Below are 25929 nucleotides of genomic sequence, written 5' to 3' on the forward strand. Positions count from 1 at the left end.
CATGGCGCGGATGGCAACAAGCAGGCATGTGGCGGTCTCGACCATTGCGGCGTGGCTGGTCGGCTTCCTGATCTTCTTCCCGATCCTGTGGATGGTGTTGGCGAGCTTCAAGACCGAACTCGACGCCTTCGCCATACCGCCAAAATTCCTGTTCTTTCACTGGACCACGGAAAATTATGCCGCCGTGCAGGAGCGCAGCGACTATGTCCATCATGCGCTCAACTCCATCATTGTGGCAGGCGGCTCGACGCTGATCGCGCTGCTGATTGCGATTCCCGCCGCGTGGTCGATGGCGTTCTCGCCGACCAAACGCACCAAGGATGTGCTGCTCTGGATGCTATCGACAAAGATGATGCCGCCGGTCGGCGTGCTGGTGCCGATCTATCTGATCTACCGCGATTTCGGCTTGCTCGATACTTTGACTGGTCTCGTCTTCATCCTCTGCCTCGGCAATCTGCCGATCGTGATCTGGATGCTGTTTACCTATTTCAAGGAAATCCCGAAGGACATCCTCGAAGCCGCACGCATGGACGGAGCAACGATCAGCCGCGAACTCGTCTATGTGCTGACGCCGATGGCCGTACCGGGGCTTGCATCAACGTTGCTCTTGAATTTGATCCTCGCCTGGAACGAGGCGTTCTGGACGTTGAACCTCTCGACGCTGCAGGCCGCGCCGCTGACCGTGTTCATCGCGTCCTATTCGAGTCCCGAGGGGCTGTTCTGGGCCAAGCTCTCGGCCGCTTCCACGCTCGCGATCGCGCCGATCCTGGTGCTCGGCTGGTTCAGCCAGCGCCAGCTCGTCCGCGGCCTGACTTTTGGCGCGGTCAAGTAAAACGGAAAGGCTGGAGCCATGGGTCAGATCACGCTTCAGAATGTCCAGAAATCGTTCGGGCCCGTTCACATCATCAAGGGCGCCGATCTGGATATCTCGGATGGTTCCTTTGTCGTTTTCGTCGGCCCCTCCGGCTGCGGCAAGACCACTCTTCTCCGCCTGATCGCCGGGCTCGAGGACGTCAGCGGCGGCAATATCCTGATCGACGGCAAGAACGTCGTTGACGTTCCGCCTGCCAAGCGCGGCTTGTCGATGGTCTTCCAATCCTATGCGCTCTATCCGCATATGAGCGTGCGCGGCAACATCGCCTTCGGCCTGAAGATGGCGGGTCTGCCGAAAGCCGAGATCAACCGGAAGGTGGAGGCCGCGGCAGCAACCCTTAATCTGACGCCGTATCTCGACAGGAAGCCGCGCGAATTGTCGGGGGGCCAGCGCCAGCGCGTCGCGATCGGGCGGGCCATCGTCCGTGAGCCGAAGGCGTTTCTGTTCGACGAGCCGCTGTCAAATCTCGACGCCGCGCTGCGCGTGCAGATGCGCCTGGAGGTCACGCGGCTGCAGAAGCAGCTTGGCACGACGGCCATCTATGTCACGCACGACCAGGTGGAGGCGATGACAATGGCGGACAAGATTGTGGTGCTCAATGGCGGCAAGATCGAGCAATACGGGACGCCGCTCGAACTCTACGAAAAGCCGGCCAATCTGTTCGTCGCCGGCTTCATCGGCTCGCCGAAAATGAACTTCATCTCCGGCGAGGTCGCAGGCCGCCATGACGCGGCCACCATTGGCGTTCGCCCCGAGCACCTGAAAATCGCGCGCGACGGCGAGGGATGGCCGGGAAGCATCATGGTCGCCGAGCATCTCGGCAGCGACACCTTTCTCTATGTCGACGCTGGCGCAATCGGAACACTCACCGCGCGCCACGTTGGCGAGCTCGATTTGAGCGCCGGCGACCGTGTCCTGCTGTCGCCGGATCCCGGCCGCCTGCATCGGTTCGATGAAAGCGGAAAATCGCTGCGGGCTTAACAGGAAGACCAAGATGTATCTGGAAAAATTCAAACTACCCGGCAAGACCGCAGTCGTAACCGGGGGCGGGCAGGGGATCGGCCTCGCCTGTGCCGAGGCGCTGGCCGAGGCCGGCGCGAGGGTTGTGATTGCCGATCGCGATGCGGCGGTAGCCGGCGAAGCGGGTGCCTATTTGAGCGGGAAGGGCTATCAGGCCGAGGTCGCGGTCGTGGACGTGACGGATTCACGGCGCGTTACCGAGATTGCCGACGAACTCGTCGCTCGCTACGGCCGGGTCGATGTCCTCGTCAACAATGCCGGCATCGCGCGCAGCGAGACTCCGGCCGAAACCGTGACCGACGAGCACTGGCTGAATGTCATCGACGTCAATCTCAACGGCACCTTCTGGTGCTGCCGCGCCTTCGGCAAGCACATGCTTCAGGCGCGGACGGGCAATATCGTCAATATCGGCTCGATGTCCGGTTTCATCGTCAATAAGCCGCAGGAGCAGTGCTACTACAACGCCTCCAAGGCTGCGGTGCACCATCTGACCAAATCGCTCGCAGCCGAATGGGGCGCGCGCGGCGTGCGCGTCAACGCGGTGGCGCCGACCTACATCGAGACGCCCCTGAACGCATTCGTGAAGGACAACCGCCGCATGTACGACGCCTGGATCGGCGGCACCCCGATGGCGCGGATGGGGCAGGTGGAGGAGATCGCCTCTGTGGTCCTGTTCCTGTCATCGGAAGCGGCCAGCCTCATGACCGGAAGCATCGTTCTTGTCGATGGTGGCTATACTTGCTGGTAAGCTTGCGTCAAAACTGACGGGAGCGAACATGCGGCAAGCCTTCATCGGCATCGACGTCGGAACCTCCAGCACGCGCGCGGGCATCTTCGACGAAAACGGAGTCCTGCTCGCAACTGCAAAACACCCGATCGCGGTCTGGCACGAGGCAGGCGACATTGTAGAGCAGTCGTCGTCAGACATCTGGGCGGCCAGCGTCTCGGCCGTCCGCAGCGCGATGGCAGTAGCCGCGATATCGCCGGAGCTCGTGAAGGGCATTGGCTTCGACGCGACCTGCTCGCTGGTCGCCCTCGATCGGCATGGCGGACCGCTGACGGTGAGTACATCCGGCGACAAGCAGCGCAATGTCATCGTCTGGATGGATCATCGCGCGATCGAGGAAGCGCGGCTGATCAACGATAAGCAGGATGAGGTGCTGCGCTATGTCGGCGGCTCCATCTCGCCCGAGATGGAGATGCCGAAGCTGCTCTGGCTGAAGCGGCACTTGCGCGACAGTTTTGATCGCGCCGGGCATTTCTTCGACCTGGCCGACTTCCTCTCGTGGCGCGCGACAGGGTCGCTCGCGCGCTCGACCTGCACGGTGACCTGCAAGTGGAACTACCTCGCGCATGAAGGGCGTTGGAGCGCGCCATATTTTCAGCGCGTGGGCTTGCAGGAATTCGTCGAGGACGAATATCGCAGGATCGGCACCGAGATCGTCGCTCCTGGAACGCGGCTGGGGCTTGGCCTGACCGAACAGGCGGCACGAGATTTCGGGCTGAGACCGGGGACGCCGGTCGGCGCCTCGTTGATCGATGCGCACGCCGGCGGGCTCGGCGCGATCGGCGGCCGGGACGCATCGGGTGCTGAAGTCGATGTCTGCGATCGCCTCGCCTACATCATGGGGACCTCCGCCTGCATCATGGCGACAACGGTCGATCCCTGTTTTGTACCCGGCGTGTGGGGACCGTATTACTCGGGCATGGTGCCCGGCTTCTGGCTCAACGAAGGCGGACAATCGGCGGCGGGTGCTGCGATCGATTATTTGATCCGCTCCCATCCCGCCTACATCGAGGCAAGCGACGCGGCAAGGCGCAACGGCGTGGAGATCATCCAGATCCTCGAGGAGCGGATCATGGCCCGTGCTGGGCAGGCGAGCAGGGCGGCGCTGCTGGCGCGCGACCTTCATGTGCTGCCGGAATTCCTCGGCAACCGCTCGCCTTATGCCGATCCCGATACACGCGCCGTCATTGCCGGCCTCGATCTCGATACGGATATCTGCGCGATGGAGCGTCTGTTCGTGGCGGGGTTGTGCGGGCTCGCCTATGGCCTCGCCGACGTCATCGATGCCTTCAAGGCGCAGGGGGTCAACAGCAAGCTGATCGTCATGGGCGGCGGCGCAGGAAGGAGCCCGCTGGTGCGGCAGATCATGGCCGATACGACCGGCCTCACGGTGGCACTACCGCAAACGGCGGAGCCGGTTCTGCTCGGCGCGGCCATGCTCGGCGCCGTCGCTGCCGGCGCCTATGCCTCGCTCGGCGAGACCATGGCCGCGATGTCGGCGCTCGGTCGCCTGACCGAGCCGGCCGCGCCGGGCATGGAAGAATTCCACCGCCGAAAGCGCGAGGTCTACAGGTTGTTGCGCGGGCTTGATCGCGGAAGCCGTGAGGCGATGCGCGGTTTTGAGATCATCTCGAAAGGTCGCGAACGATGCTGCTGAGCTGTGGCGATGCGCTGATCGATTTTGTGCCGGTTACGACCGCAGACGGTCACGAAGCGGTACGACCGGCAGTCGGCGGGTCTTGCCTCAACGTTGCGGTCGGACTGGCGCGGCTTGGCGCGCCGACCGGCTTTGTCGGTGGCGTCTCGACCGATCTGTTCGGCCGCATGATCGCCGACCACGCCGCCGCATCCGGCGTCGACCTTCGCTATGCCACCCGCAGCGATCGCCAGACCACGCTTGCTTTCGTCCGAATGGTCGCGGGCGAGTCGCAATATGCGTTTTATGACGCGGAGACGGCCACCCGGGAATGGACCTATTCGCACGGCAAAATTCCGTTCGAGACGATCGAGGCCGTCCACATCGGCTCAACGACGCTGGTCAACGAGAGGGGAGCCGCGGAAACCGCCGCGATGGTCGCCGATGCCAAATCATCGGCGACGATTTCGTTCGACCCGAACTGCAGGCCCAATCTGGTCAAGGACAAGACAGCCTATCTCGCGCGCATGGACGGGTTTGTCGACAGCGCGGACATCGTTCGCATGTCGGACGTTGACTTCGACTATCTCTACGGGAAAGAGGCTTACGCAGCGAAGGCGGAAGAGTTCCTGGCTGGAGGCGGCAGCCTGTTTGTCGTCACGCGCGGAACGAAGGGAGCCCAGGCCTGGCATTCGGCGGCCGGTGCCATCGAAGTCGGGTCACCCGCGATCACCGTCGTGGACACGATCGGCGCAGGCGACAGCTTTCAGGCCGCGCTGCTGTTTGCGCTGCATAAGCAGGGTAGACTCGGCAGGAGCGGACTGAGGGACACCAACGCGAACGAGCTTCGCTGCGCGCTGGCATTTGCCTGCAGTTGCGCTGCGCTGACCTGCACGCGGGTTGGGGCAGATCCGCCCCGCAGCAACGAAGTTGCTTGGACGTGTTAGAGGCGTTGGGCGCCTCTAGGTGCAAGGCGGCTTAGGCGACCGCAATAAACATCGCGACGCTCGAAAGATACGCGCGGCCAATAATCGACGTTATGCCACCGGTGAGCCAACCCTCATGGTTTTGTTAAATCGTTTCATTGACAGGCCGTCCATAACGGCACATAGTCTCTAACCAAGTGCTGAAAGAACAATCAGAGGGAAGGGACGCCGACGCTCGGGCTGGGTGCAGACTTCGCTCAAGCGGCCAAGCTGGAATAATTACAAAGCAAAATCAATATATTGTTTGAATGTTGCGTCCATCCTCTGGTGGGGTGACGCGACTGCGCGAAGCTAAGTGTCGCGCGCCTCGCAACACGCGCTGGCAGAAAAACAAGCAAAAATAAATGAAACGATCCATATCGGAGGGTGGAAATGAAGATAACGCGTCGTGACTTGCTGTTGGCCGGCGCCGCAATCAGCGCTTCGAGTGTCGTGTGCGGGCCGTCCGCGCTCGCCGCCGGACCGGAGCTCAAACTGGGCGTCGTCGGTGTGCTTTCCGGGCCGGCTGCGCAGTGGGGACTCGCCCTCAAGGGCGCGGCGGAGTTCGCCGCTGCGGAGGCCAATCGCGACGGCCTGGTCAAGATCGACGGCGCGCCCTGTCAAGTCAGTGTCGTTGCGATCGATAGCAAATACACCGCAGAGGGCGCCGCCGCGGCAGCAAATACGCTCGCGGGGCAGGGCGTAAAATTTATCATCGGTCCCATCGGTTCACCCGAACTCACCGGGCTGAAGCCCATCGCCAAACGCAATTCGATGCTGGTGATGGGCAATGGCTACGCCAAGGATGCGCTGGGTCCGCAATGGCCGTTGGTGTTCCATGTCGGCCCTGGTCCGTCGGGATGGGCCGATCCGATCATCAAGATCGCCAAGCAGAAATTCGGCATCAAGAGCGTTGTCCTCGTTGCTCCGAACGACCAGGGGGGCACGGATATCGCAAGCGTCGATGCGGACGCCTACAAGAAGAACGGTATCGCTGCGACTGAGGAGTACTACCAGCGCGGCACCACCAATTTTGCGCCGATCGTGACGCGCATCATGAACGCAAAACCGGAGGCCGTGGATCTCGCGTCCTCGCCGCCCGGCGACGCCGGCATCATGGTCAAGCAATTGCGCCAAGCCGGGTTCGAAGGACCGATCGGGCGCCTCGGTGGCCCAGGCTATGGCGAGATCTCGCGGGTTGCCGGCGGCGACCCCGTGCTGAAGGACTTCTATTGGTACGAGCCGGTTCTGGTCGACGAGAAGGTCCAACTGATCGCCGACGAATACAAGAAGCTGTTCGGCACCGAGCGGCCTGAGAACAATTTGTTTTTCCAGTGGGTGTCCGGCACTCGCATGGTCCTAAAGGCGATCGCGAAAGCGGGTACGATCACCGACACCGAAAAGGTGGCTCAGGCTCTCCGTGCATTGCCCGTGGACGATCCAAATGTCGGTTCAGGACATTGGATCGGCAAGGAATTCTTCGGCATCAACCATGAGCTATCGTTCCCCTTCGGCGTGGGATTGGTCACTGACGGAAAATTGCAGCCGATCGTTCCGGTCGAAGCGGCCACGGGCAAGTAGCGGAGTTCCTGTGGAAGGCATCGTCGCCACCGGCCTCATCGGCATCAGCCTGGGCGCGCAGTATGCGCTGCTCGCCCTCGGCTTCACCCTGATCTTCGGCATTCTCGGCGTGGTCAATTTCGCCCATGGCGGATTCTACGTGCTCGGAGGCTATCTCGCTTATTCGGCGGTGACCTATCTTGGTCTGCCCTATGCGCTGGCAGTGATCGCCGCCGCGCTCGGCACGACGGCGCTGGGTTATCTCTTCGAGCGTTTCGTCCTCGATCACGTGATCGACGATCACTTGGCGACACTGATGCTGACGCTCGGTCTCTATTTGATGATGTCGAGCGGCCTTCTGGTGATCTTTGGACCGCAGTCGCCTGCATTCAGCTTTCCCCTGACGGGCGTCCTGCGCGGGCACGGCTTCTACGTCCCGATCGAGAATCTCGTGGTCCTTGCCGTCTGCCTGGTGGGTATCCTGTCGATCTATGCCCTGATTTACTACACCGACTTCGGCCGCGCCTTGCGTGCGCTCGCTGACGACCGCTCCGTCGCCACGGCGCAGGGACTGCGTCCAAAGCTTTTGTTTCCGACAGCGTTCGCGCTGGCCACCGGGCTTGCGGGTCTCACCGGCGCGCTGGTCACGCCTATCCTCTCGCTTGCACCGCATGTCGGCGATCCCGTGCTGGCGACATCGTTCCTCATTGTCATTCTTGGTGGTCTCGGAAGCATTGGCGGTGCAACGGTTGCGGCCTTTCTCGTCGGCATGGTGGAAGCGTTCTCGGCGGTCTATCTCGGAGGATCGAAGGGCGCTCTCGCATTGTTCGTGCTCGTCCTCATCATGTTGGTGGTCAGGCCGTCCGGCCTGTTCGGCCATCGAGTACGTGGAGCGTGAGCCATGGCAAGCATTGATCTTGGCGCCGCGCGCAGCGGCTCCATTGCCGAGACGGCAAGCGTTGTCATCATCGCCGCTGCCTTCATCCCCTGGATCAGCCAGAACCCCGCAGTCTACTCGCTGGCCAATCAGATCCTGATTGGGGTCACCGCTGCGCTCAGCGTTTACATCATGCTGCGCATGAACCTGATGACCTTTGCAGTGCCCACGTTCATGGCGATCGGAGGCTATACCGCGGCGATCCTCGGTCTCCGCCATGGCGTCACGGATGTTCTGCTGCTCGGCATTGCCAGTTTCGTGGTGCCGGCGCTGTTTGCTTTGCCGCTGGGTGCGCTGGTGCTCCGTCTCACAGGCGTCTACTTCGTGCTGGTCACCTTCGTCCTCACCGAGATCACACAGCTCGTGCTGTTCGAGATGCCGGGCTGGACTGGAGGAGCCAACGGTCTGGTCGGCATGCCCGCCGTGACCTTCTTCGGGATCGAACTCGGCGATAATCGTGCGGTGCTCTTGGTCACGACCGGCCTGGCGCTCGCCGGTGCGCTGATCACGGCCGCGGTCACTCGCCGCTTGCGTCAGCATTTTGCGGCGATCGAAGAGAACGAGTTGCTGGCGCAATCTCTCGGGCTCGTCGTCTGGCACCACAAGGCATTCGGCTTTGCGATCGCGGGCGGTGTCTCCGGGCTCGCTGGCTTTGCGTTGGTCAACATGCTGCTCACCGCGCATCCGACCTCGTTCAGTCCACTCTCATCGGTGAACTACATCGCCTACACGATCATCGGTGGCAAGAGCACCATGCTCGGGCCGCTCGTCGGCGGGGCCTTGCTGATCTGGGCAGGAGAAATCTTTGCGCTGCGCGGTGAATTTTCCCAGCTCCTGTTCGGATTCCTCATCGTGGTCGTGGTGCTGGCGGCGCGAGAGGGCATCGTTGGCACCGTGTCTCGGTTTCTCCTGTTCTTAAGTTCGCGCGTTCTCCGCCGATCCACCATCAACCCTGGCTCCGGCGCCCTGGGGGCCCCGGCCGCCACGGAGTCGCAGCCATGACGAGGAGCAGAGAGCCGCTTCCCAGAGAAGCGGCACGAACCGAGAGCCGTTTCGGCGAAGGGTTTGTAATGCCCCCGGGCGATGTCCTTGGTGTCATGGGACCGCGGCTCGACCGACGCGAATCTGTCGTTGGCATCGCGAACTCATCGATGCGTCTCGAGGTCACCGACATCTGCAAGCGTTTCGGCGGACTGCACGTCTTCAACGACGTGAGCTTCTCGATCTCGCCCGGAGAGGTGCTCGGCGTGATTGGCCCCAACGGTGCCGGCAAGACCACCTTGATCAACGTGATCTGCGGCATGCTTCCGCCAACCAGCGGCCGCGTCCTGCTCGGCGGCCGCGACATGACTGGAAAGCCACTCCATGCCGTGAGCCGCGCGGGGATCGTGCGCAGCTTTCAGCAGACCAATACGTTCCGCACGGCCACGGTGCGCGAGAATATCTCGCGCGCGGTGCGCTTCAGCAATGGCGGAGAGCACGCGTGGCAAGCCATCACGCCGCTGATCGATGAATTCGAGCTTGCCGCACACCTCGACGAGCAAAGCGACAAGCTGCCTTACGGATTGCAGAAGATGCTCGGCCTCGTGCTTGCCTGCGCGGTGCGGCCGAAAGTGCTGCTGCTGGATGAACCGGCCGCCGGTCTTGAACGGCGCGAGCGCCTGCGTATCGATGCCTTCGTCCGTCATGCCGTAACGGAGTTGGGGTGCGGCGTTCTGATCGTCGAGCACGACATGGATCTGGTGCGCAGGCTCTGCCCGAAGATCCTGGTGCTGGATTCCGGCCGCGTGCTGGCCGAGGGCTCGCCAACAGAAGTGCTGTCGCGCAAGGACGTCATCGACGCTTATCTCGGGACGATGGACGAGGCAGAAGCATGATGCTCGCGGTACAAAATCTCGAAGTCCGCTATGGCGGCATCACGGCGCTGCGGGGGGTCTCGATCGAAGTTGCGGAGGGCGAAACAGTCCTGCTGGTGGGTGCCAACGGAGCAGGCAAATCAAGCCTGATCAATGCCGTCATCGGTCTTGCCGGCGCTGCGCGCGGCACGGTGCGTTTTGCAGGCCGGGACATCAGCGCGCTCGCATGCGATGGCAGGGCGCGGGCCGGCATGGGTTATTCGCCGGAAGGCCGCCGCGTATTTCCGACCATGTCGGTCGCCGACAACGTTCTGAGCGGTGCCTGCGGGCGAGGCCGTGCCGCACAACGCGAAGCCTGGGACTGGCTCTGCGGCCTCTTTCCGATGCTGCGGGAACGCGCGGCCCAGCCGGCGGGACAGTTGTCCGGCGGCCAGCAGCAGATCGTGGCTCTGGCCCGGGCGATGAGTTCGTTTCCCAAGCTGCTGCTGCTGGATGAGCCTTTCCTCGGCCTTGCGCCGGTGTGGATCGCGCGGATCAGCGAGGCGATCCGCCACATGCAGGCGCGTGGCACCACGATCCTCATGACCGAGCAAATGGCGCGGCCGGCGCTCAAGCTTGCGACGCGCGGCTATGTGATGCGCGGCGGCGAGATCAGGCGAAGTGGCTCGGTGGCCGAAATACGCGATGTCGCGTTGGCCGAGGAGTATCTGTAATGGCTCAAATCAATGCAACAACGCGTCTTGGCGCCTTTGTCGCGTCGGCGGCTGAAGCAGAACTCGCGGCCGAGATCGCGGTGAAGGCGGCGATCTGCCTGCTCGATTCACTTGGACTTGCTTTGGCGTCACGGGACGAACCGACGGCCACGGCAGCGCGGGCGATGACGACGGATGTCGCACCTAGCTCGCGAAGTGCGCGGATCTGGGCCAGCGGCAAACACGTACCACTGTCCGAAGCGGTGCTTGCCAATGGCATTGCCGTCCATGCGCATTTCCAGGACGATACCAACCACGATTCATGGACCCATCCAGGATCGTTGATCTCGCCGGTCGTCGTGTGCTTGGGCGAGGCGCGCGACGCGCCGTTGCGGGTCGTCCTCAATGCGCTCACGGCCGGATATGCCACGCTGAAATGGCTCGGCGCCGGCGAGAGCGTTGCGCGCGGTCTGATCGGGCGAGGCGTGCGCACCAGTCCGACCTTTGGCACCATAGCCGCGGCCGCCGCCGGTGCCGCAGCGCTTGGTCTCGACCCGTCGAAAGCCACGAGCGCGGTCGCGATTGCGGCTTCCACGACAGGAGGTACGCTTGAGCCGGTGCGCTGCGGATCCGACGAATGGCGTGTGCAGAATGGGCGCGCCGCTCACGGCGGGTTCATCGCCGCTGGCCTCGCCGCGCGCGGCGTGCAGGGTGCACCCGATGCGCTGGAAGGGCCGAAGGGTTTTCTGCGCTCACTTGGTGGCCTCGACCGCACGCCCGAGACCTGGCTGAAAAATCCCGATCCCGCGACGATGATCGGCGTCATGGCCAAACCGTTCGCCACGCTCGGCGATAACATGTCCGCTGTGATTGCAGCCAGCCTGCTAAACCGCGACGGCATCGACCTTGCGCTCACCAGGCGGATCACGGTGACGATCTGGCGTCCCTACACCGAGTATCCCGGAACATCGTTCAAGGGACCATTTACGAGCATCGTTCAGACGCAGGCCAGCACCGCCTTCGCGGTCGCCGCCATGCTCCGCTACGGCCGGCTCGACTACGAGATGGGCGCCGAACACCAGCGGGATCCGGAGATCCTGGCACTGGTCGAGAAGACGACAGTGCTGCCTGACGATGTCGGGACACATCTTGATGCAACCGTCGAGGTCGAGACGGATGACGGCGGCCGCTATCGCCGCACCGCGCGCGAAGCGCCCAGGACATTGGTCTTCCAGGATGAGGCGCGCGCTACCGAAGTGTTCGAAGCCCGCATGGCGCGATCGGGATTTCCATCCGGCGCCGCAAGCCGGCTGGCCGCGGAGGTCTTCGCCTCTGCGCGCAATGGCGGAGCGATGCCGATCCGCGCGTTGCTCGATCGTGTCACCTCGTTTCAGGGAGAAAACAGATGAAACTCGGATTGGAAGGCAAGACAGCCATCGTCACCGGCGGCAGCAAGGGTATCGGACTCGAGACGTGCCGGCTGCTGGCCGAAGAGGGCGTCAAGGTGCTCATCTGCGCACGGCGCGAGGACGCGCTCGCCGAGGCGCGCGCCGACATTGAGAAGACCACGGGCGCGAAGGTCGAGACCTTGTCGCTCGACGTGACTGATTTGAAGCAGATCGAGCAACTGCCGATGGTCGCCCGCGACCGTCTCGGCCGCATCGATATCCTCGTCAACAATGCCGGCACCGGCACCTACAAGCCCTTCCTCGAAGTGACCGACGAGGAATTGCAATACGGCATGGCGATCAACTTCTTCGCCCAGTTCCGCATCTGCCAGCGCATCATTCCCGTCATGATCCAGCAGAAAGGCGGCAGCATCGTCAACGTCTCGGGCGAGACCGGCATCATGGTGACGATGCCGCCTTTCCTGTCGTCCTGTACCGGGCCGGCCAAGTCGGCCGAGATCAGGTTCTCCAAGATTATGGCCAACGAATTCGGGCCACACAATATCCGCATCAACTGCGTGGTTCCGGGCTTCGTCAACACGCCGGAACGGTTCGCGAAATGGGAGCGCGAGCTCGCCAAGCGCAATCTCAGCGCCGAGGAAGGGGAGGCCGAACGGCGGCGCTGGTCGGAGAACAATTCGATGCGCAACACGCGCTGGGGCACGCCACAAGAGCTCGCCAATCTGATCGTGTTCGCGCTGTCGGACCGGGCGAGCTTCGTCAACGGCGCGGTGCTCGTGGCGGACAACGCGATGGACAAGTCCTGAGGCGTGGGGGCGGAAAGCTTGGACGGAATGATGATGGCGAAACGGGGATGCTGCATCCCATCGAGGAGAACGCAATGGCCGAGATCGACAAGCCGCTGAAAGGCATCACCGTCGTGGAGCTCGGTCACAGCGTGGCCGCGCCTTACGCCGGGCTGATCCTGGCCGATCTCGGCGCGCGCGTGATCAAAGTCGAGAACCCGAAGAGCGGCGACTATGCGCGCGGCTGGGGGCCTCCGTTCTGGAACGAGACCGCCAGCGCCTTCCATTGCCTCAACCGCGGCAAGGAGGACGTCACGATCGACTTCAGCGATGCGCGTGAATGCCGCGAGTTGAAGTCACTCATTCTGTCGCAAGCCGACGCCGTGATCCAGAATCTGCGGCCCGGCATTCTCAGCAAGTTCGGGCTCACGGCCGAGGCGTTGCGTGCCGAGAAGCCTGCGCTGATCTGGTGTGACATTGGGGCGTTCGGCAGCAAGGGGCCGCTCGCGAGCAAGCCGGGTTACGATCCGCTCGCGCAGGCCAGCACGGGGATCATGAGTGTCACGGGCGAGGGCGGTCGGCCACCGGTGCGGGTCGGCGTTTCCCTGATCGACATGGGCTCGGGCATGTGGGCCGTGATCGGCTTGCTCGCCTCGCTGGTTGCGCGCAAGAGCGGCGCCGAAGGACGGATTGTCTCGACGTCGCTGTACGAGACCGGCCTTGCCTGGATGACCGTGCCGCTCGCCGGTTACGCGGCATCCGGCGAAGTGCGCAAGCCCTACGGCTCGGGCACGGCGGAGATCGTGCCCTATCAGGCTTTCGAGGCATCCGATGGCTGGCTGATGATTGCCGCCGGCAATGACAATCTGTTCCGCAAGCTCTGCAGTGCATTGGGGCTCGATGCGCTTGCGTCCGATCCGGCCTTCGCCACGAATGCGGCGCGCGTCGTCAACCGCGAGCGGCTCTTGCCGCAGATTGGAGCCGCGGTTCAGCGATATTCGGGTGAGGCGCTCGGCAAGCTGCTTGACGACGCCGGGGTGCCCAATGCGCCGCTGCTTGGCATTGATGAGGTCGCCAAGCATCCGCAGACCCGCGCGCTCGACATGACGGTGCGTTGCGATGACGACGACATCGACCTGGTCGGCATTCCCCTCGCGTTCAACGGGGCCCGCCCTCGGGCGCGCACGCCGGCTCCGACACTCGGTCAGCACAACGCTATCCTTCGGACATCCGCCAGCAGGGAGACCGCCAATGCGAAGTGATTTCGAAACCATCACGGCGGAACGGCGGGACAATCACATCCTGCTGGTTACCTTGAACCGGCCCGACGCCGCCAATGCCATGAACACCCAGATGGGCCTCGACCTGACGGAGCTGTTCGAAGGGCTGACCGTCGATCTCGAAGGACTCCGCGTCGCGGTTCTGACCGGCAGCGGCGCGAAGGCGTTTTGCGCCGGCGGTGATCTCAAGCAGCGTAACGGCATGACGGATGATGCATGGCAGGCCCAGCATCTCGTGTTCGAGCGCATGCTGCGCGCGATCCTGGCTTGCCCGATTCCGGTCATTGCAGCGGTGAACGGCGCCGCATATGGCGGGGGTTGCGAGATCGCAGCCGCAGCCGATTTCGTCTACGCCGCGACCAACGCACGCTTTGCGCTGACGGAGGTGACGCTCGGCATCATGCCCGGGGCAGGCGGCACGCAGAACCTGCCGCGCGCTGTCGGCGAACGTCGCGCCAAGGAAGTCATCCTCTCCGGCCTGCCGTTCTCGGCCGAGGAGGCGGAGCGCTGGGGACTGGTCAATCGCGTGCTGCCGCCCGACGAATTGCTGACAGCAACGCTGGCCATCGCCGAGCGGATCGCCGGCAATGGTCCGATCTCGGTGCGCCAGGCCAAGCAGGCGATCCACCGCGGCCTGCAGATGTCGCTTGCGGACGGTCTTGCTTTCGAAATCGAGGCCTACAACCGGCTGGTTCCGACGTCGGACCGTCGCGAAGGCGTCCTCGCGTTCAACGAGCGTCGCAAGCCGAACTTTCACGGCAAGTAATGGAGGCGCGAGATGCGTGAGAGAGCTCATGTTCGCGAGGTTGGGCCGAGGGATGGATTGCAGCTCGTGAAGGCGATCCTGCCAAGTGCGCGCAAGCTCGCCTGGTGTCGGGGCATGGTCGAGGCGGGCATCAACGATATCGAGGTGACGTCCTTCGTGCCGCCAAAGGTGATCCCTCAGTTTGCCGATGCGGAGGAGGTGGCGCGCGGCGCGACCGCGATTACCGGCTGCCGGCCTTCGGTGCTGGTGCCGAACCTGCGCGGTGCGGAGCGCGCATTGGCGCTGGATCTGGCGCAGGTCAACTATGTGCTGTCCGCGAGCGAGGAGCACAACCTCGCCAATGTCCGTCGCAGCACCGAGGAGTCGCTGCAGGATTTTGCCCGCATCGTCGCAGCGCGTGATCAACACGCCGGCGCGCGCATTGCGCTCGGCGCCGGGATTGCCACGGCCTTCGGTTGCACCATTTCCGGATCGGTGTCGGAGGCGCGGGTCGTCGAGATCGCGGTGCGGCTTGCCGAAATGGGAGCCGATGAGATCATCGTCGCCGACACCGTCGGCTACGGTGATCCGGGCCAGGTCCGCCGGTTGATGAAGGCGGTGATCGCCGCTATCGGCCGCGTTCCGGTTGCCTGTCATTTCCACGATACCCGGGGCCTCGGCCTCGCCAACGTCACCGCCGCGCTCGAAGCCGGCGTTCGTGCCTTCGATGCATCGCTCGCGGGACTTGGCGGCTGTCCCTTCGCGCCCGGCGCGACCGGCAACATCGATACCGAAGACACCGTGTTCCTGCTGGAGCAACTCGGCTTCGATACCGGCGCCGATGTCGAAGCGCTGATTGCATTGCGCAGGGAGGTCGAAAGCTGGTTGCCGGGCGAACGGTTCTCCGGCGCCATCGCTCGCGCTGGATTGCCGAAGACCTATCGCACGCCTGCCAGGGTTGCCGTCTGAAAGGATACTGCATGAACTATCACGACACTTCCCATCAGGCTGAGGCCGAAGTCACCGTTGTCGTGGGCGAGGATTTTCCGGAGCTGCGCAGCACGGTCCGAAAAATCTGCGAAAGATTCCCCGGCGAATACTGGCGCGCGCTCGATGAGCGCAGCGGCTATCCGGCCGAATTCGTCGCCGCTCTGACCGAGGCCGGCTTCCTCGGCGCCCTCATTCCGGAGGAATACGGCGGCTCGGGCCTGCCGCTGCGCGCGGCTGCTGTGATCCTCGAAGAGATCAATGCCAATGGCTGTACGGCGAGCCCAGCGCATGCGCAGATGTACATCATGGGCACGCTGTTGCGTCACGGCAGCGAGAAGCAAAAGCGCAGCTATCTTCCGGATATTGCCGCTGGAAAGTTGCGGCTGCAGGCCTTTGGCGTCACCGAGCCCAATACCGGCTCCGACACCACCCAGCTCAAGACACGGGCGGAGCGCCAGGGCGACGTCTACGTCATCAATGGCCAGAAGATCTGGACCTCGCGCGCGCTCTATTCCGACCTCATGCTGCTGCTTGCACGCACCACGCCGCTCGATCAGGCGAAGCGTCGTACCGAGGGACTTTCGGTGTTCCTCGTTGATTTGCGCGAGGCCAAGGGCAATGGCGTCGAGATCCGCCCGATCAAGGCGATGATCAACCACAACACCACCGAAGTCTTTATCGAGAACCTGCGAGTCCCGGTGGAGAATTTGATCGGCGAGGAGGGACAGGGCTTTCGCTACATCCTCGACGGCATGAACGCCGAGCGCATCCTGGTCGCTTCCGAATGCGTCGGCGATGGGCGCTGGCTGCTCAACAAGGGCGTCGCCTACGCCAATCAGCGCAGCGTGTTCGGCCGCCCCATCGGACAGAACCAGGGTGTTCAGTTTCCGCTGGCGCGCGCCTACGCCGAGCTTGAGGCGGCCGACATGATGTGCCGCCGCGCCGCGGCGCTCTTCCAGGCCGGCCGCCCCTGCGGTGCCGATGCCAATATCGCCAAGCTGCTTGCCTCCGAAGCGACGTGGAAGGCGGCCGATACGACGTTCCAGACCCATGGCGGCTTCGCCTTTGCGCAGGAATACGACGTCGAGCGCAAGTGGCGCGAGGTTAGACTTTACCAGACGGCCCCGATCTCGACCAACATGGTGCTCGCCTATGTGGCGCAGCACGTGCTCGGTCTTCCCCGATCCTATTGAGGAGGCGACCATGCTTGATATCACACGCGAGACAGCAAATTTCGTCGCGGGCCTGAGGCCGGCAGACTTGCCCGATCGGTGCAAGGAGGCCGCTCGCACCGGCATCATCGATTGTGTCGGCGTTATGATTGCAGGCGCCGCCGAGCAACCCGTCCGCATCGTCTCGGCCATGCTCGCACCGTCCACACAGAACGACGGGGTGCCTGAACTTCCCTCGGGCCGCAACCTCGCGGCGTCAGATGCCGCACTCGTCAATGGCGTCGCGGCGCATGTGCTCGACTATGACGATGTGGCGCTTGCCGGTCATCCGAGCGCGGTGCTCGTTCCAGCCATACTTGCCGAAGGCTGGTCGCTTGATTCGAGTGGTGCCGATGCGGTCGCCGCCTATGTCGCGGGCTATGAGCTATGGGCCCAGCTCGCAGATCTCGAACCGGGGCACCTGCACGAACGCGGCTTCCATCCGACCGCGGTGATGGGCGCGCTCGCAACTGCCGCAGCATGCGCCCGGCTGCGCGGGCTTGGTCCCGAGAAAACAGCGCACGCCGTGGCCATCGCCGCCTCGCTGGCCTCAGGCCTTGTCGCCAATTTCGGCACGATGACGAAATCGCTGCACGCCGGCCGCACCGCGCAATCGGGCGTGCTCGCTGCACGGCTGGCGGACCAGGGATTCACCGCTTCGCTGGATGTGCTGGAACACCGAACCGGGTTCCTGCGCGCCCATTCTCCGTCCGGCACCCCAAGGATCGAGGACGGCACGCTCGACATCGGCAGGTGCTGGCGGCTGGCCGAGCTTGGAATCAATGTGAAGCGCTATCCGACCTGCTACGCCACGCATCGCTCGATCGACGCGATGCTCGGCCTCGTCGACCTGCACAAGCTGAACCCATCCGAAGTCAGCGAGATCCGGGTTCATACCGGCGTCACGCAAAAGCTGATGTTGCGCAACAGCAATCCGCAGACGGGGCTGGAAGCAAAGTTCAGCATGGAATTCGCGATGGCCGCCGCACTCATCGCGCGCCGGGTCGGTCTTGCCGAATTGACCGATGAATTCGTCACACGGCCGGATGTCGGTGCCACCTTCGCAAAGGTGCGCTGCACGACGACCGATGAGATCATGCCCGGCGACCAGCCTTTTGCGCCATCGGACCAGGTGAGCGTTGTGCTCACTTCAGGCGAGGTGTTGGAACACACGCCGGTCGTGCATGCCAAGGGCAGTTGGCAGATGCCGCTCACGCGCGAGGAGCTGAGGGAAAAGTTCCTGGATTGTACGACGCGCGTGTTCAGCCGCGCCCACGCGAGCGACTTGTTCGAGCAGCTCTGGCGCCTGGAAGAGATCGGCTCGTTGCGCTCGCTGCGCCTGACAGGCGACCGGACCGACGCATGACAACAGCAGGATCCGGCGGAGGCACCAAGCCCCGCATCTGGCATCAGTCGGTCAACGAACTCGACCATTTGGCGGTCTACAAGCGGGCGCTGGAAGCGCATGCGGCGGAAATCCTCGGTGACGATGCGGAGCTTGTCGTGCATGGCCTTCCCTCGGGGAGCTATCGCGGAGCGTCGGCCACGGCGGTGCTCGGCAATGCCTATGCCTATCACCGCATTCTCGGCCAAGTGATCGATAATGCAATCAAGGCGGAGCGGGAGGGTTACGCGGCGTTCGTGATCGGCTCTTTCAGCGAGCCGTTCTTGCGTGAGATCCGTTCCGCCGTCGACATTCCTGTCGCCTCGCTCACGGAGAGCGGCCTTCTCGTCGGTTGCTCGCTCGGACGCTACTTGGCGCTGGTGTCAAATGCGCCGGCCGTGCAATGGATGACGAAGGTTGCGGTCGACAAGCATGGGCTTGCCGCACGTGTGCTCGATGTCGTCGCTCTTGATCCGCCGCTTGATGAGCCGGCGCTGGCCGCCGCCTATGCCGACCCTGCGCCTGTGATCGGCAATTTTGCTGCCGCAGCCGAACGCCTGGTCGCGCGCGGCGCCGATGTGATCATTCCGGCCGAAGGCGTGCTTGCCGAGCTTCTCGTTCGTCATGGCCTGCGCGAGATCGCCGGCGCACCGGTGATTGACGTTTTCGCGGTCACCTGGGCTTACGCGCTCATGGAAGTTCGACTTTGGTCGAAGGCCGGGCTTCGCGTCGGCCGAAGCTGGCATCACAGACGCGACGATCCTGCCGTGATCGCGCGACTTTGGCAGGAGAGTGTCCGATGAGCAGGTTTCCCGAGACGCAAGTCGCTGGCGTCTACCACCGCAGACTGGGAGAGGTACTAGTCACGGGCTTAAGTGACGGTTACGTCGACATGGGGTACTCGATCTTCCGCAACATTCCGGAGCAGGAGACCAAGGCCATTCTCGCCCGCGATCACCGGATCTCGCCGCCGCGCATTTCAGTGAATGCTTTCGCGTTGCGAGTGAACGGCCGGACCTACCTGATCGATTGCGGCTCCGCCGATCTGATGGGACCGACCTGCGGTCGCCTGCCCGACAACCTCGTGGCTGCGGGCATCGAGCCGGCCTCCGTCGATGGCGTGCTGCTCACACATGTTCATCCCGACCATTCCAACGGCCTGACCGATGCGGCGACTGGCACGAGACTGTTCCCCAATGCCGAGGTCATCGTGCATGAAAATGAGATCAATCACTGGTTCAACGACGAGGCGATGGCGAAGGCCGCGGAGCGACCCCGCCGCCGCTATTTTGAGGCCGGCCGGACTCAACTCAAGCCCTATATGGCTGCCGATCGCGTCCGCACTTTCCGCAATGGCGAGGTGCTGCCGGGCGTCACCGCAATTCCGATCCCCGGTCATACGCCCGGCCACACCGCTTACGTCGTCTCCTCCGGCGGCCGGTCGATGGTTGTGTGGGGCGACACCGTACATGTGCCCGAAATCCAGGTGGCGCTTCCGCACGTCACCATGGAGTTCGACACCGACCCCGACTCCGCGGCCAAGGCGCGCCAAATGATTTTCGACATGGTGGTGACTGACGACATGCTGATCGGCGGAATGCATTTGCATTTTCCCGGCTTTGGCCATATGCGACGCGAGGGCGGACAATATACTTTGGCCGCGGAGCAGTGGGCCTTCGAGATCTGATCGGTGCGTCCGATGGTTGAGGCCGCGGAATTCACTTCAGCGCCGCATGCGCTAAAATGGGTTCCGACCTCAGGTGGACACGATGACAAATCGGCAGATGGTGGGCCGCGGAAGTAAGCTGACGATCCGCGATGTCGCGACCGCGGCCGGCGTTTCGACGGGCACTGTTTCGCGTGTCCTGAATGCCAATGCCACGGTTCGTCCCGATGTCCGCCGAAAGGTCCAGCGCGCGATCGACGAACTCGGCTATGCGCCGAATGCGGTGGCGCGCAGCATGCGGATACGCTCGACGCACACGATCGGCTGCATCCTGCGTGAGATCAATATCCCGCAGCTCGCCGGCTTCGTGAAGGCCGCGCACGACGTGCTCGACGACGAGGGGTTCTCGTTGGTGATCTCCAACTCGGAAGGCCGGGAGGAGCGCGAGCGCGAACTGCTCAGCCGCCTGTCAAGCCGACAGGCCGACGGTGTCATGATGGGCCCTTACACGCCGATCGAAGGCGAGTTTGAAGCATTCCTGCGCGGGCTCGATATCCCCATCGTGCTGATCGATCGTGCCCAACAGCCGTGGGCGGACGCGGTCATGGCGGATCACGCAGGCGGCATGCGTGCCGCTGTCAGTCATTTGCTCGATCTGGGCCATCGCCGCGTGGCACTGATTACAGGTGAGCGCGGGCTGTATCCGGCAAGTGAACGCATCCGCGGTTATCAGGAGGCTTATGCGGCGCGCGGCCTGCAACCAGATCTGTCTCTGATCCAGGCAGGCAGTTTCTTGCCCGGTGCAGGATTCCGTATCACCTCGGCGCTGCTCGGCCAACGCAATCCGCCGACCGCGGTGATCTCCGGCGGCATCGACATGCTCTCGGGCGTGCTGCGCGCGGTGCGGGGAAGGGGCTTAAGGATTCCCGAGGATGTCTCGGTCATCGCGTCCGGCCATTCCGAGCTCGCGGAGCTCGTCACGCCGCCGACTGCCGTCATCGGATGGGATCAAGGAGAAATCGGCCGGATTGCCGCCGGCATGCTTCTCGATCGAATCCGGAACCGCGACGTGCAGGAGGCCCATCAAGTGCTGGTGCCAAGCGAATTCATTCCCCGCGCGTCGGTCGGGCCGCCAAGACGGGCGCCGTAGTGTCCTGAACCAGAAGTTCAAGGCATTTTGGCCTTGGCTGGCACATTGTAAGCGCAGAAGCGTTCGTCCTCCTCAAACAATAAGGACAGTCCGCCGTCTTCGAGTTGATTTGGAGGCCGTAGAACTTCAGATTCGGGACACTATAGCCCAGCCGTACGGCCGACCGAGCTTCATCAGCGGCGATCAAGTCGCTGGGCTGGTGGCCCAACTCTTGCTTCTGACAGGTGGCAACAAAGGCTATAGAGAGAGTTGGATTTGAAGAAAGTCCTGATTCGGAATGTCAGCAATTGGTGCGCGAAGATCTGGCGCGGGATCAAGGATTCCGTCAAGCACGCCCCAATGCACTAGCCGAAGGCGAACCAAAGCTGGCAGCTCGAGGCCGCGAGCGCCGTCAATTGGTCGTCTCGTGCTGCGCCGCGGCAGTATTGGTGTTTGGTGACGGCTTCGCCGTCAGCTGGTCGCTGCGAAGAAGATCAATCCTGGTGCCATACTGAAATCCGTCGAAGCGCATAGTTTCTTTTGATTTCTGCTGCGAGGAAAGGCTCTCTAAGCTTTTGCTCGCGCGCGGCGGCCGGCGTCATGTTTGCCCTGAGCGATACCGATCTCCCTGCGACAGATGAGAAAGCGCGGTTATGACCTCTGCCACGGTTTATTTCCTGAATGGTCCCAATGCGAATCTCTACGGGCTCGATAAAAATGGAACCTATGGCCGGGAGAGTTTCGTCGCCATCAAGAAGCGCTGTGAAGATCACGCGGCATCACTTGGCCTGACCGTCGATTTCCGTCAGTCAAATCACGAGGGCGTTTTGGTGGACTGGATCCAGGAGGCGAGGGAGAAGGCCGAGGGCATCGTCATCAATGCCGCTGGGCTGACTTATTCCTCCGTCCCGATCCTCGATGCCTTGCTCGCTTTCGAGGGCCCGATCATCGAGGCGCATATGAGCAATATCTGGAAGCGCGAGCCGTTTCGTCACCACTCCTACGTTTCGCGAGCGGCGACGGGCGTGATCGCAGGGTTGGGCGCGCTTGGCTATGAACTGGCATTGACGGCGGTGTCGCGCCTGATCGCCGAAAAGGCCGCCCGATGACATCGGAAGTCATGGCGTTCTACAGCGCCTTCGATGACTTCGAGATGTGGCGTGATGCGCTTGCCGCAGAGGGTATCGATCTGCGCCAGGCAGACGACATCGCAGATCCCCTCAAGGTCAGGCAGGCGCTGGTGTGGAAGCCGCCGCATGGCTTTTTCGCCCGCTACCCAAATCTCGGGCTCGTGGTCAATCTCGGCGCCGGCGTGGATGCGCTGGTCGGGCGCGATGATCTGCCGGATGTGCCGATCACCCGCTTGTCCGATCCGAAGATGGCGCGGATGATGGCCGGCTATGTGCTATTCGCCGTGACGCGTCATGCGCGCGATATCCCGGCCTTCGAGCGCGCTCAACGCGAGCATCGTTGGCACTACATTCATCCGCGCGATCCTGAGACCATCACGGTCGGCGTGCTTGGTCTCGGTGAGCTCGGGCTGACGGCGGCGTTGGAATGCGCGCGGCAGGGTTATCGGGTGCGCGGCTGGTCCAACACGCTGAAGTCGGTGGATGGCATCGAGACCTCTGCCGGCCTGGCCGCATTGCCGGACATTCTGGGCGATAGCGACATCCTGGTCTGCATGCTGCCCCAGACGCCGCAGACCCGCGGCCTTCTCGATGCCGAACGGCTGGCGCAGATGAAGCCGGGCGCCGTCTTCATCAATGTCTCGCGCGGCAGCATCGTCGATGAGCCGGCTTTGATCGAAGCGCTTCGTTCGGCTCATATCGCGGAAGCGACGCTGGACGTCTTTGCCTCCGAACCATTGTCACCGGAGAGTCCTTTGTGGGCAATGGACAATGTTCTGGTGACGCCGCATCTTGCATCGGTGGCGCTGCCGCGGTCGGCTGCACGGCAGATCGGCGAGAATGTGCGCCGGCTTCGGGCCGGGCAGGAACTGCTAAGCCGTGTCGATCCTCGACGGGGCTATTGAGCCCGGCGCGAACTGGCCGCCAACGGCAAAGGCCTCGCGCGCGTAGTCGGCAAATGTCTGCACCGCCGGCCGCAGCGCGTGGCGCTTCAGGCGGAGCGCCATGACATGCGTCGGCGGAAGTTTCTCGGTGATGGGCACCACCGCGACGCGGCTGCCATCATAGCCGATGGTGGTGCGCGGAACGGCGTTATGAATCGAATATCCTTGGCCATGCCCGATCAGTCCGCGGATCAATTCGAATGACCGGGTCCGGAACGAGATGCGCGGTTCGATCCCCGATGCCGTGAACAGGCTGGAGAAGTAATCGCGGGAATGCGGCAGATCCAGCAGGATGAACGGTTCGTCGCACATCTCGGTCAGGCTGATCGAAGACCGGGTCGCCAAAGGATGACTGGCCGACAGGACGATATAAGGCGGCAATTCGCAGAACTTTTCGCCGACGATTTCATCGGGGACGGCAAAGGAATAGGACAGCGCTAATTCCGTCCGCCCAGAGATCAGACCGTCGATGATCTCCTGCTGGTCGCCTTCCTCCAGTTTCACCGAGATGCCTGGCTGGCGCGTGCGAAAGCCGGCCAGCAGCCCAGGCATGAAGCGCGTCGCAAGCGTCAGGAAGCTGCCGACCACGATCTCGCCATGCAGGGTACTGCCAAGCGATTGGGCACTTTTGGCAAAATCGCGAGCATGGTTGAGCAGCAGCCTCGCGTCATTCACCAGCCGCTGGCCGGCCGGTGAGAGCGTCACACCCTTCGCGAGGTGACGGATGAAGATCTGGATACCGAGTTCCGCCTCCATCTGGCTCAGCGCAGCGGAGATCGAGGGCTGAGAGACGTTCAGGCGCTTGGCCGCCTCCGTCACGCTGCCCGCGTCGGCTGTCTCAACAACGTAACTCAGCGCCCGGAGCGAAAACCTCATCGCATTTTCCTATGCATCTCCAAACATAAAAATATTTTTCTTATGATAGGGCCTCCGGCACCTTGTCGTCCAGTCGAACAGGAGCCGATTAATGATCCGAACGGGTGAAGAGTACAAACAGGGCATTCGCGATGGTCGCGAGGTCTGGGTCGATGGCGAGCGCGTCAACGATGTGACCACTCATCCCGCGCTGAAGCCGATCATCGATATCAAGGCCCGCATGTACGACATGGCGCGGGAAGAGCGCTACAGCGGCGATCTGACCTATGTCGAAGGCAACGAGAAGTATTCGATCTTCTACCGGCCGCCGACGGAACAGAAAGACTGGCACGACAAGATCAGGGCTGTCGACCATGTCATGAAGGACATCGGTGGCGTCGTTACTCGCGTCGGCGACGAGACGATCGGCGAGATGTGGTCGCTCACCGACGGGCGCGACGTGCTGGCCGAGATTGATTCGCGCTTCGCCCCCAATATCGACCGGCATATCCGCGCCGTGATCGAGAAGGACATCTTCCACGTCTCGGCCAATACCGACCCGAAGGGCGATCGCTCGCTGCCGCCGCAGCAGCAGGATCCCGACCTGATGGTTCACGTTACCCGCGAGACCGATGCGGGCATCATCATTCGCGGCGCGAAATATGAAACCGCGGCCCCCTATGCCGATCAGGCCTATCTGAAGCCGACCGTCGGTGCCTGGGCGAATGAAAAGTTGTCCGACTACGCGGTGGGCTGCATCGTCAAGATGGGCGCGCCGGGCGTCAAGCATATTTGCCGCTCCGGCTTCGCCAATCGCAGCAGCGCCAAGGATTATCCGCTCTCCAACCGCTTCGACGAAGTCGAGGCGCTGGTTGTGTTCGACGACGTTCTGATCCCGTGGGAGGACGTATTCTTCTATCGTCATACCCGTGCGGCGCAGTTCGTGCGCTCGACACTGCACCGTTATTCGGCATTCCCCTATGTGCTGCGGCTGCTCTACACGGCTGACATGATGATCGGCGCGGCGATGTGGAATGCCAAGCAGACCGGTCTGGACAAACTGCAATCGGTGCGTGAGAAGCTCGCCGATCTCGTTTGCTATCGCGAAGGCATCAACGCGCATCTCACCGCCTCGATCGCTATGGCGGAGAAGAGCCCCGGCGGTCTTCTGATGCCGCAGCAATCGATGCTCTATGCCGGCCGCGTGTTCGCCTGTTCGCAGCTTCCGGCGATGATGCACATCGCCCGCGAGCTGTGCGGCGGCCAGATCTGCATCACGCCGAATGCCGATGCGTTTGAGGCCGAGGGTAGCGGTAAGTGGCTGAACAAGTTCTATTCGCTCAATGAGCAGTGGCAGGCCGACGATCGCCGCAAGCTGCTCGCTTTCGCGCGCGATCTGCTGAACTCCGACTATGCCGGACACCGCCTGACCTTCGTGCAGTTCGCGCAGGCGCCGCACTTCAATCACCTGGCGGCCGTCTACAACAGCTTCGACTTCGCCGGACCGCTCGACTTCGTGAAGAAGTCGGCGGGTCTCTCGGACCGTATCGACGGGGGACAATCGTGAGCCGCGCGTCGCACGACGTCGTCGCCGTCGATGAATTTCGCGACGCGATGCGGACGACCGCGTCGGGCGTCGCGGTGGTGACGACGGATGGTGAGGCGGGCCGGGCCGGCGTCACGGTCTCGTCGTTGTGCTCGCTATCGATGGAGCCGCCGTCGGTGGTGTTCAGCGTTCACCGCGACAATCGCGGCCTCGCTCTGCTGCTCGCCAACGGCGTGTTCGTCGCCAATGTTTTGTCCGATGCGCAGGAGCGTGTCGCCAACAGCTTCGCCGGGCTGATCCCCGAATTGCGTGACAACCGCTTTCTCGCCGGCGAATGGTCAGAACTGCTCACCGGAGCGCCAGCGCTTGATGGCGCGTTATGCAATTTCGATTGCCGCGTGGCCAGCCTATTCGATTTCGGCTCGCACCGCATCGTCACCGGCGAGGTGCTGAATGTCCGCAAGCAAGCTGCGCGTCCTTTGCTCTTCTGCGATCGCACATTCCGTCGTCTCGCTGCCGCCTGAGGAT

The 25929-nt window shown here is 63.0% G+C and carries 25 protein-coding genes; 24 read left to right on the top strand and 1 reads right to left on the bottom strand.

Going from position 1 to position 25929, the window contains the following annotated elements:
- Window position 1 precedes the first annotated feature (1 nt).
- The 22 genes from YY7_RS0104950 to YY7_RS0105060 all read left to right on the top strand — a co-directional run bounded on the left by YY7_RS0104950 (window position 2) and on the right by YY7_RS0105060 (window position 22961).
- Entirely contained in the window at window positions 2-832 is an 831-nt protein-coding gene (locus YY7_RS0104950; protein WP_028162257.1) for a carbohydrate ABC transporter permease, read from the top strand.
- An 18-nt stretch (window positions 833-850) separates the two neighbouring features.
- Window positions 851-1855: an ABC transporter ATP-binding protein gene (locus tag YY7_RS0104955; RefSeq protein WP_028162258.1), complete on the top strand. Its 1005-nt coding sequence runs from the start codon at window positions 851-853 to the stop codon at window positions 1853-1855.
- Between the two features lie 13 nt (window positions 1856-1868).
- Window positions 1869-2642 (top strand): SDR family NAD(P)-dependent oxidoreductase, encoded by a 774-nt coding sequence (locus YY7_RS0104960; protein WP_028162259.1) that lies wholly within the window; start codon window positions 1869-1871, stop codon window positions 2640-2642.
- 28 nt (window positions 2643-2670) lie between these two features.
- The gene (locus YY7_RS0104965; RefSeq protein WP_028162260.1) at window positions 2671-4338 is read left to right on the top strand and encodes an FGGY-family carbohydrate kinase; all 1668 of its coding nucleotides are present in this window, start codon (window positions 2671-2673) and stop codon (window positions 4336-4338) included.
- A complete protein-coding gene (locus tag YY7_RS0104970) occupies window positions 4329-5264 on the top strand; it encodes a carbohydrate kinase family protein (RefSeq protein WP_028162261.1) in 936 nt (311 codons plus the stop codon). The genes YY7_RS0104965 and YY7_RS0104970 overlap by 10 nt, the downstream gene beginning before the upstream one ends.
- Before the next feature lie 411 nt (window positions 5265-5675).
- Entirely contained in the window at window positions 5676-6863 is a 1188-nt protein-coding gene (locus tag YY7_RS0104975) for an ABC transporter substrate-binding protein (protein WP_155255043.1), read from the top strand.
- Between the two features lie 10 nt (window positions 6864-6873).
- The gene (locus YY7_RS0104980; RefSeq protein ID WP_028162263.1) at window positions 6874-7740 is read left to right on the top strand and encodes a branched-chain amino acid ABC transporter permease; all 867 of its coding nucleotides are present in this window, start codon (window positions 6874-6876) and stop codon (window positions 7738-7740) included.
- Window positions 7741-7743: 3 nt separating this feature from the next.
- Window positions 7744-8781 carry a branched-chain amino acid ABC transporter permease gene (locus YY7_RS50780; protein ID WP_051396537.1) on the top strand — a complete coding sequence of 346 codons (1038 nt, stop codon included), beginning with the start codon at window positions 7744-7746 and terminating at the stop codon, window positions 8779-8781.
- A 149-nt stretch (window positions 8782-8930) separates the two neighbouring features.
- A complete protein-coding gene (locus YY7_RS0104990) occupies window positions 8931-9656 on the top strand; it encodes an ABC transporter ATP-binding protein (RefSeq protein ID WP_051396552.1) in 726 nt (241 codons plus the stop codon).
- The gene (locus YY7_RS0104995) at window positions 9653-10348 is read left to right on the top strand and encodes an ABC transporter ATP-binding protein (protein ID WP_245287198.1); all 696 of its coding nucleotides are present in this window, start codon (window positions 9653-9655) and stop codon (window positions 10346-10348) included. Before YY7_RS0104990 ends, YY7_RS0104995 begins: the two co-directional genes overlap by 4 nt.
- Window positions 10348-11736: an MmgE/PrpD family protein gene (locus YY7_RS0105000; RefSeq protein ID WP_028162266.1), complete on the top strand. Its 1389-nt coding sequence runs from the start codon at window positions 10348-10350 to the stop codon at window positions 11734-11736. The genes YY7_RS0104995 and YY7_RS0105000 overlap by 1 nt, the downstream gene beginning before the upstream one ends.
- Window positions 11733-12542, top strand: coding sequence for an SDR family NAD(P)-dependent oxidoreductase (locus YY7_RS0105005; RefSeq protein ID WP_028162267.1), 810 nt, complete (start codon window positions 11733-11735; stop codon window positions 12540-12542). Before YY7_RS0105000 ends, YY7_RS0105005 begins: the two co-directional genes overlap by 4 nt.
- 74 nt (window positions 12543-12616) lie before the next feature.
- Entirely contained in the window at window positions 12617-13783 is a 1167-nt protein-coding gene (locus tag YY7_RS0105010) for a CaiB/BaiF CoA transferase family protein (RefSeq protein ID WP_035689334.1), read from the top strand.
- Window positions 13773-14567 carry an enoyl-CoA hydratase/isomerase family protein gene (locus YY7_RS0105015; RefSeq protein ID WP_028162269.1) on the top strand — a complete coding sequence of 265 codons (795 nt, stop codon included), beginning with the start codon at window positions 13773-13775 and terminating at the stop codon, window positions 14565-14567. The genes YY7_RS0105010 and YY7_RS0105015 overlap by 11 nt, the downstream gene beginning before the upstream one ends.
- 12 nt (window positions 14568-14579) lie before the next feature.
- Window positions 14580-15515 carry a hydroxymethylglutaryl-CoA lyase gene (locus tag YY7_RS0105020; protein ID WP_028162270.1) on the top strand — a complete coding sequence of 312 codons (936 nt, stop codon included), beginning with the start codon at window positions 14580-14582 and terminating at the stop codon, window positions 15513-15515.
- Window positions 15516-15526: 11 nt separating this feature from the next.
- Window positions 15527-16729: an acyl-CoA dehydrogenase family protein gene (locus YY7_RS0105025; protein ID WP_028162271.1), complete on the top strand. Its 1203-nt coding sequence runs from the start codon at window positions 15527-15529 to the stop codon at window positions 16727-16729.
- Between the two features lie 10 nt (window positions 16730-16739).
- Complete coding sequence (locus YY7_RS0105030; RefSeq protein ID WP_028162272.1) at window positions 16740-18113, top strand: MmgE/PrpD family protein; 1374 nt, start codon at window positions 16740-16742, stop codon at window positions 18111-18113.
- The gene (locus tag YY7_RS56375; protein ID WP_051396538.1) at window positions 18110-18934 is read left to right on the top strand and encodes an aspartate/glutamate racemase family protein; all 825 of its coding nucleotides are present in this window, start codon (window positions 18110-18112) and stop codon (window positions 18932-18934) included. The genes YY7_RS0105030 and YY7_RS56375 overlap by 4 nt, the downstream gene beginning before the upstream one ends.
- Window positions 18931-19818, top strand: coding sequence for an MBL fold metallo-hydrolase (locus YY7_RS0105040; RefSeq protein WP_028162273.1), 888 nt, complete (start codon window positions 18931-18933; stop codon window positions 19816-19818). Before YY7_RS56375 ends, YY7_RS0105040 begins: the two co-directional genes overlap by 4 nt.
- 82 nt (window positions 19819-19900) lie before the next feature.
- Window positions 19901-20947 (top strand): LacI family DNA-binding transcriptional regulator, encoded by a 1047-nt coding sequence (locus tag YY7_RS0105045; RefSeq protein WP_028162274.1) that lies wholly within the window; start codon window positions 19901-19903, stop codon window positions 20945-20947.
- Between the two features lie 632 nt (window positions 20948-21579).
- The gene (locus YY7_RS0105055; protein WP_028162275.1) at window positions 21580-22035 is read left to right on the top strand and encodes a type II 3-dehydroquinate dehydratase; all 456 of its coding nucleotides are present in this window, start codon (window positions 21580-21582) and stop codon (window positions 22033-22035) included.
- Window positions 22032-22961: a 2-hydroxyacid dehydrogenase gene (locus tag YY7_RS0105060; protein ID WP_028162276.1), complete on the top strand. Its 930-nt coding sequence runs from the start codon at window positions 22032-22034 to the stop codon at window positions 22959-22961. Before YY7_RS0105055 ends, YY7_RS0105060 begins: the two co-directional genes overlap by 4 nt.
- On the opposite strand, the gene YY7_RS0105065 is transcribed toward YY7_RS0105060, so the two are convergent.
- The gene (locus tag YY7_RS0105065) at window positions 22929-23876 is read right to left on the bottom strand and encodes a LysR family transcriptional regulator (RefSeq protein WP_028162277.1); all 948 of its coding nucleotides are present in this window, start codon (window positions 23874-23876) and stop codon (window positions 22929-22931) included. The genes YY7_RS0105060 and YY7_RS0105065 overlap by 33 nt on opposite strands.
- Window positions 23877-23967: 91 nt before the next feature.
- Here YY7_RS0105065 and YY7_RS0105070 point away from each other — a divergent pair, with 91 nt between their 5' ends.
- Window positions 23968-25422, top strand: coding sequence for a 4-hydroxyphenylacetate 3-hydroxylase family protein (locus YY7_RS0105070; protein ID WP_028162278.1), 1455 nt, complete (start codon window positions 23968-23970; stop codon window positions 25420-25422).
- Window positions 25419-25925: a flavin reductase family protein gene (locus tag YY7_RS0105075; protein ID WP_245287199.1), complete on the top strand. Its 507-nt coding sequence runs from the start codon at window positions 25419-25421 to the stop codon at window positions 25923-25925. The genes YY7_RS0105070 and YY7_RS0105075 overlap by 4 nt, the downstream gene beginning before the upstream one ends.
- The last annotated feature ends 4 nt before the right edge of the window (window positions 25926-25929 follow it).

The sequence above is a fragment of the Bradyrhizobium elkanii WSM2783 genome (assembly GCF_000472865.1).
GTDB classification, from domain to species: domain Bacteria; phylum Pseudomonadota; class Alphaproteobacteria; order Rhizobiales; family Xanthobacteraceae; genus Bradyrhizobium; species Bradyrhizobium elkanii_A.

What these genes read in the sequence shown, in the direction of transcription:
- YY7_RS0105030 (WP_028162272.1), top strand. Translation starts at nt 16,740, where the DNA reads ATGCTTGATATCACACGCGAGACAGCAAATTTCGTCGCGGGCCTGAGG.
- YY7_RS0105040 (WP_028162273.1), top strand. Translation starts at nt 18,931, where the DNA reads ATGAGCAGGTTTCCCGAGACGCAAGTCGCTGGCGTCTACCACCGCAGA.
- YY7_RS0105055 (WP_028162275.1), top strand. Translation starts at nt 21,580, where the DNA reads ATGACCTCTGCCACGGTTTATTTCCTGAATGGTCCCAATGCGAATCTC.
- YY7_RS50780 (WP_051396537.1), top strand. Translation starts at nt 7,744, where the DNA reads ATGGCAAGCATTGATCTTGGCGCCGCGCGCAGCGGCTCCATTGCCGAG.
- YY7_RS0104970 (WP_028162261.1), top strand. Translation starts at nt 4,329, where the DNA reads ATGCTGCTGAGCTGTGGCGATGCGCTGATCGATTTTGTGCCGGTTACG.
- YY7_RS0105020 (WP_028162270.1), top strand. Translation starts at nt 14,580, where the DNA reads ATGCGTGAGAGAGCTCATGTTCGCGAGGTTGGGCCGAGGGATGGATTG.
- YY7_RS0104995 (WP_245287198.1), top strand. Translation starts at nt 9,653, where the DNA reads ATGATGCTCGCGGTACAAAATCTCGAAGTCCGCTATGGCGGCATCACG.
- YY7_RS56375 (WP_051396538.1), top strand. Translation starts at nt 18,110, where the DNA reads ATGACAACAGCAGGATCCGGCGGAGGCACCAAGCCCCGCATCTGGCAT.
- YY7_RS0105045 (WP_028162274.1), top strand. Translation starts at nt 19,901, where the DNA reads ATGACAAATCGGCAGATGGTGGGCCGCGGAAGTAAGCTGACGATCCGC.
- YY7_RS0104990 (WP_051396552.1), top strand. Translation starts at nt 8,931, where the DNA reads ATGCGTCTCGAGGTCACCGACATCTGCAAGCGTTTCGGCGGACTGCAC.
- YY7_RS0104950 (WP_028162257.1), top strand. Translation starts at nt 2, where the DNA reads ATGGCGCGGATGGCAACAAGCAGGCATGTGGCGGTCTCGACCATTGCG.
- YY7_RS0104965 (WP_028162260.1), top strand. Translation starts at nt 2,671, where the DNA reads ATGCGGCAAGCCTTCATCGGCATCGACGTCGGAACCTCCAGCACGCGC.
- YY7_RS0104960 (WP_028162259.1), top strand. Translation starts at nt 1,869, where the DNA reads ATGTATCTGGAAAAATTCAAACTACCCGGCAAGACCGCAGTCGTAACC.
- YY7_RS0105065 (WP_028162277.1), bottom strand. Translation starts at nt 23,876, where the DNA reads ATGAGGTTTTCGCTCCGGGCGCTGAGTTACGTTGTTGAGACAGCCGAC.
- YY7_RS0104975 (WP_155255043.1), top strand. Translation starts at nt 5,676, where the DNA reads ATGAAGATAACGCGTCGTGACTTGCTGTTGGCCGGCGCCGCAATCAGC.
- YY7_RS0105005 (WP_028162267.1), top strand. Translation starts at nt 11,733, where the DNA reads ATGAAACTCGGATTGGAAGGCAAGACAGCCATCGTCACCGGCGGCAGC.
- YY7_RS0105060 (WP_028162276.1), top strand. Translation starts at nt 22,032, where the DNA reads ATGACATCGGAAGTCATGGCGTTCTACAGCGCCTTCGATGACTTCGAG.
- YY7_RS0105070 (WP_028162278.1), top strand. Translation starts at nt 23,968, where the DNA reads ATGATCCGAACGGGTGAAGAGTACAAACAGGGCATTCGCGATGGTCGC.
- YY7_RS0105010 (WP_035689334.1), top strand. Translation starts at nt 12,617, where the DNA reads ATGGCCGAGATCGACAAGCCGCTGAAAGGCATCACCGTCGTGGAGCTC.
- YY7_RS0105025 (WP_028162271.1), top strand. Translation starts at nt 15,527, where the DNA reads ATGAACTATCACGACACTTCCCATCAGGCTGAGGCCGAAGTCACCGTT.
- YY7_RS0104955 (WP_028162258.1), top strand. Translation starts at nt 851, where the DNA reads ATGGGTCAGATCACGCTTCAGAATGTCCAGAAATCGTTCGGGCCCGTT.
- YY7_RS0105000 (WP_028162266.1), top strand. Translation starts at nt 10,348, where the DNA reads ATGGCTCAAATCAATGCAACAACGCGTCTTGGCGCCTTTGTCGCGTCG.
- YY7_RS0105015 (WP_028162269.1), top strand. Translation starts at nt 13,773, where the DNA reads ATGCGAAGTGATTTCGAAACCATCACGGCGGAACGGCGGGACAATCAC.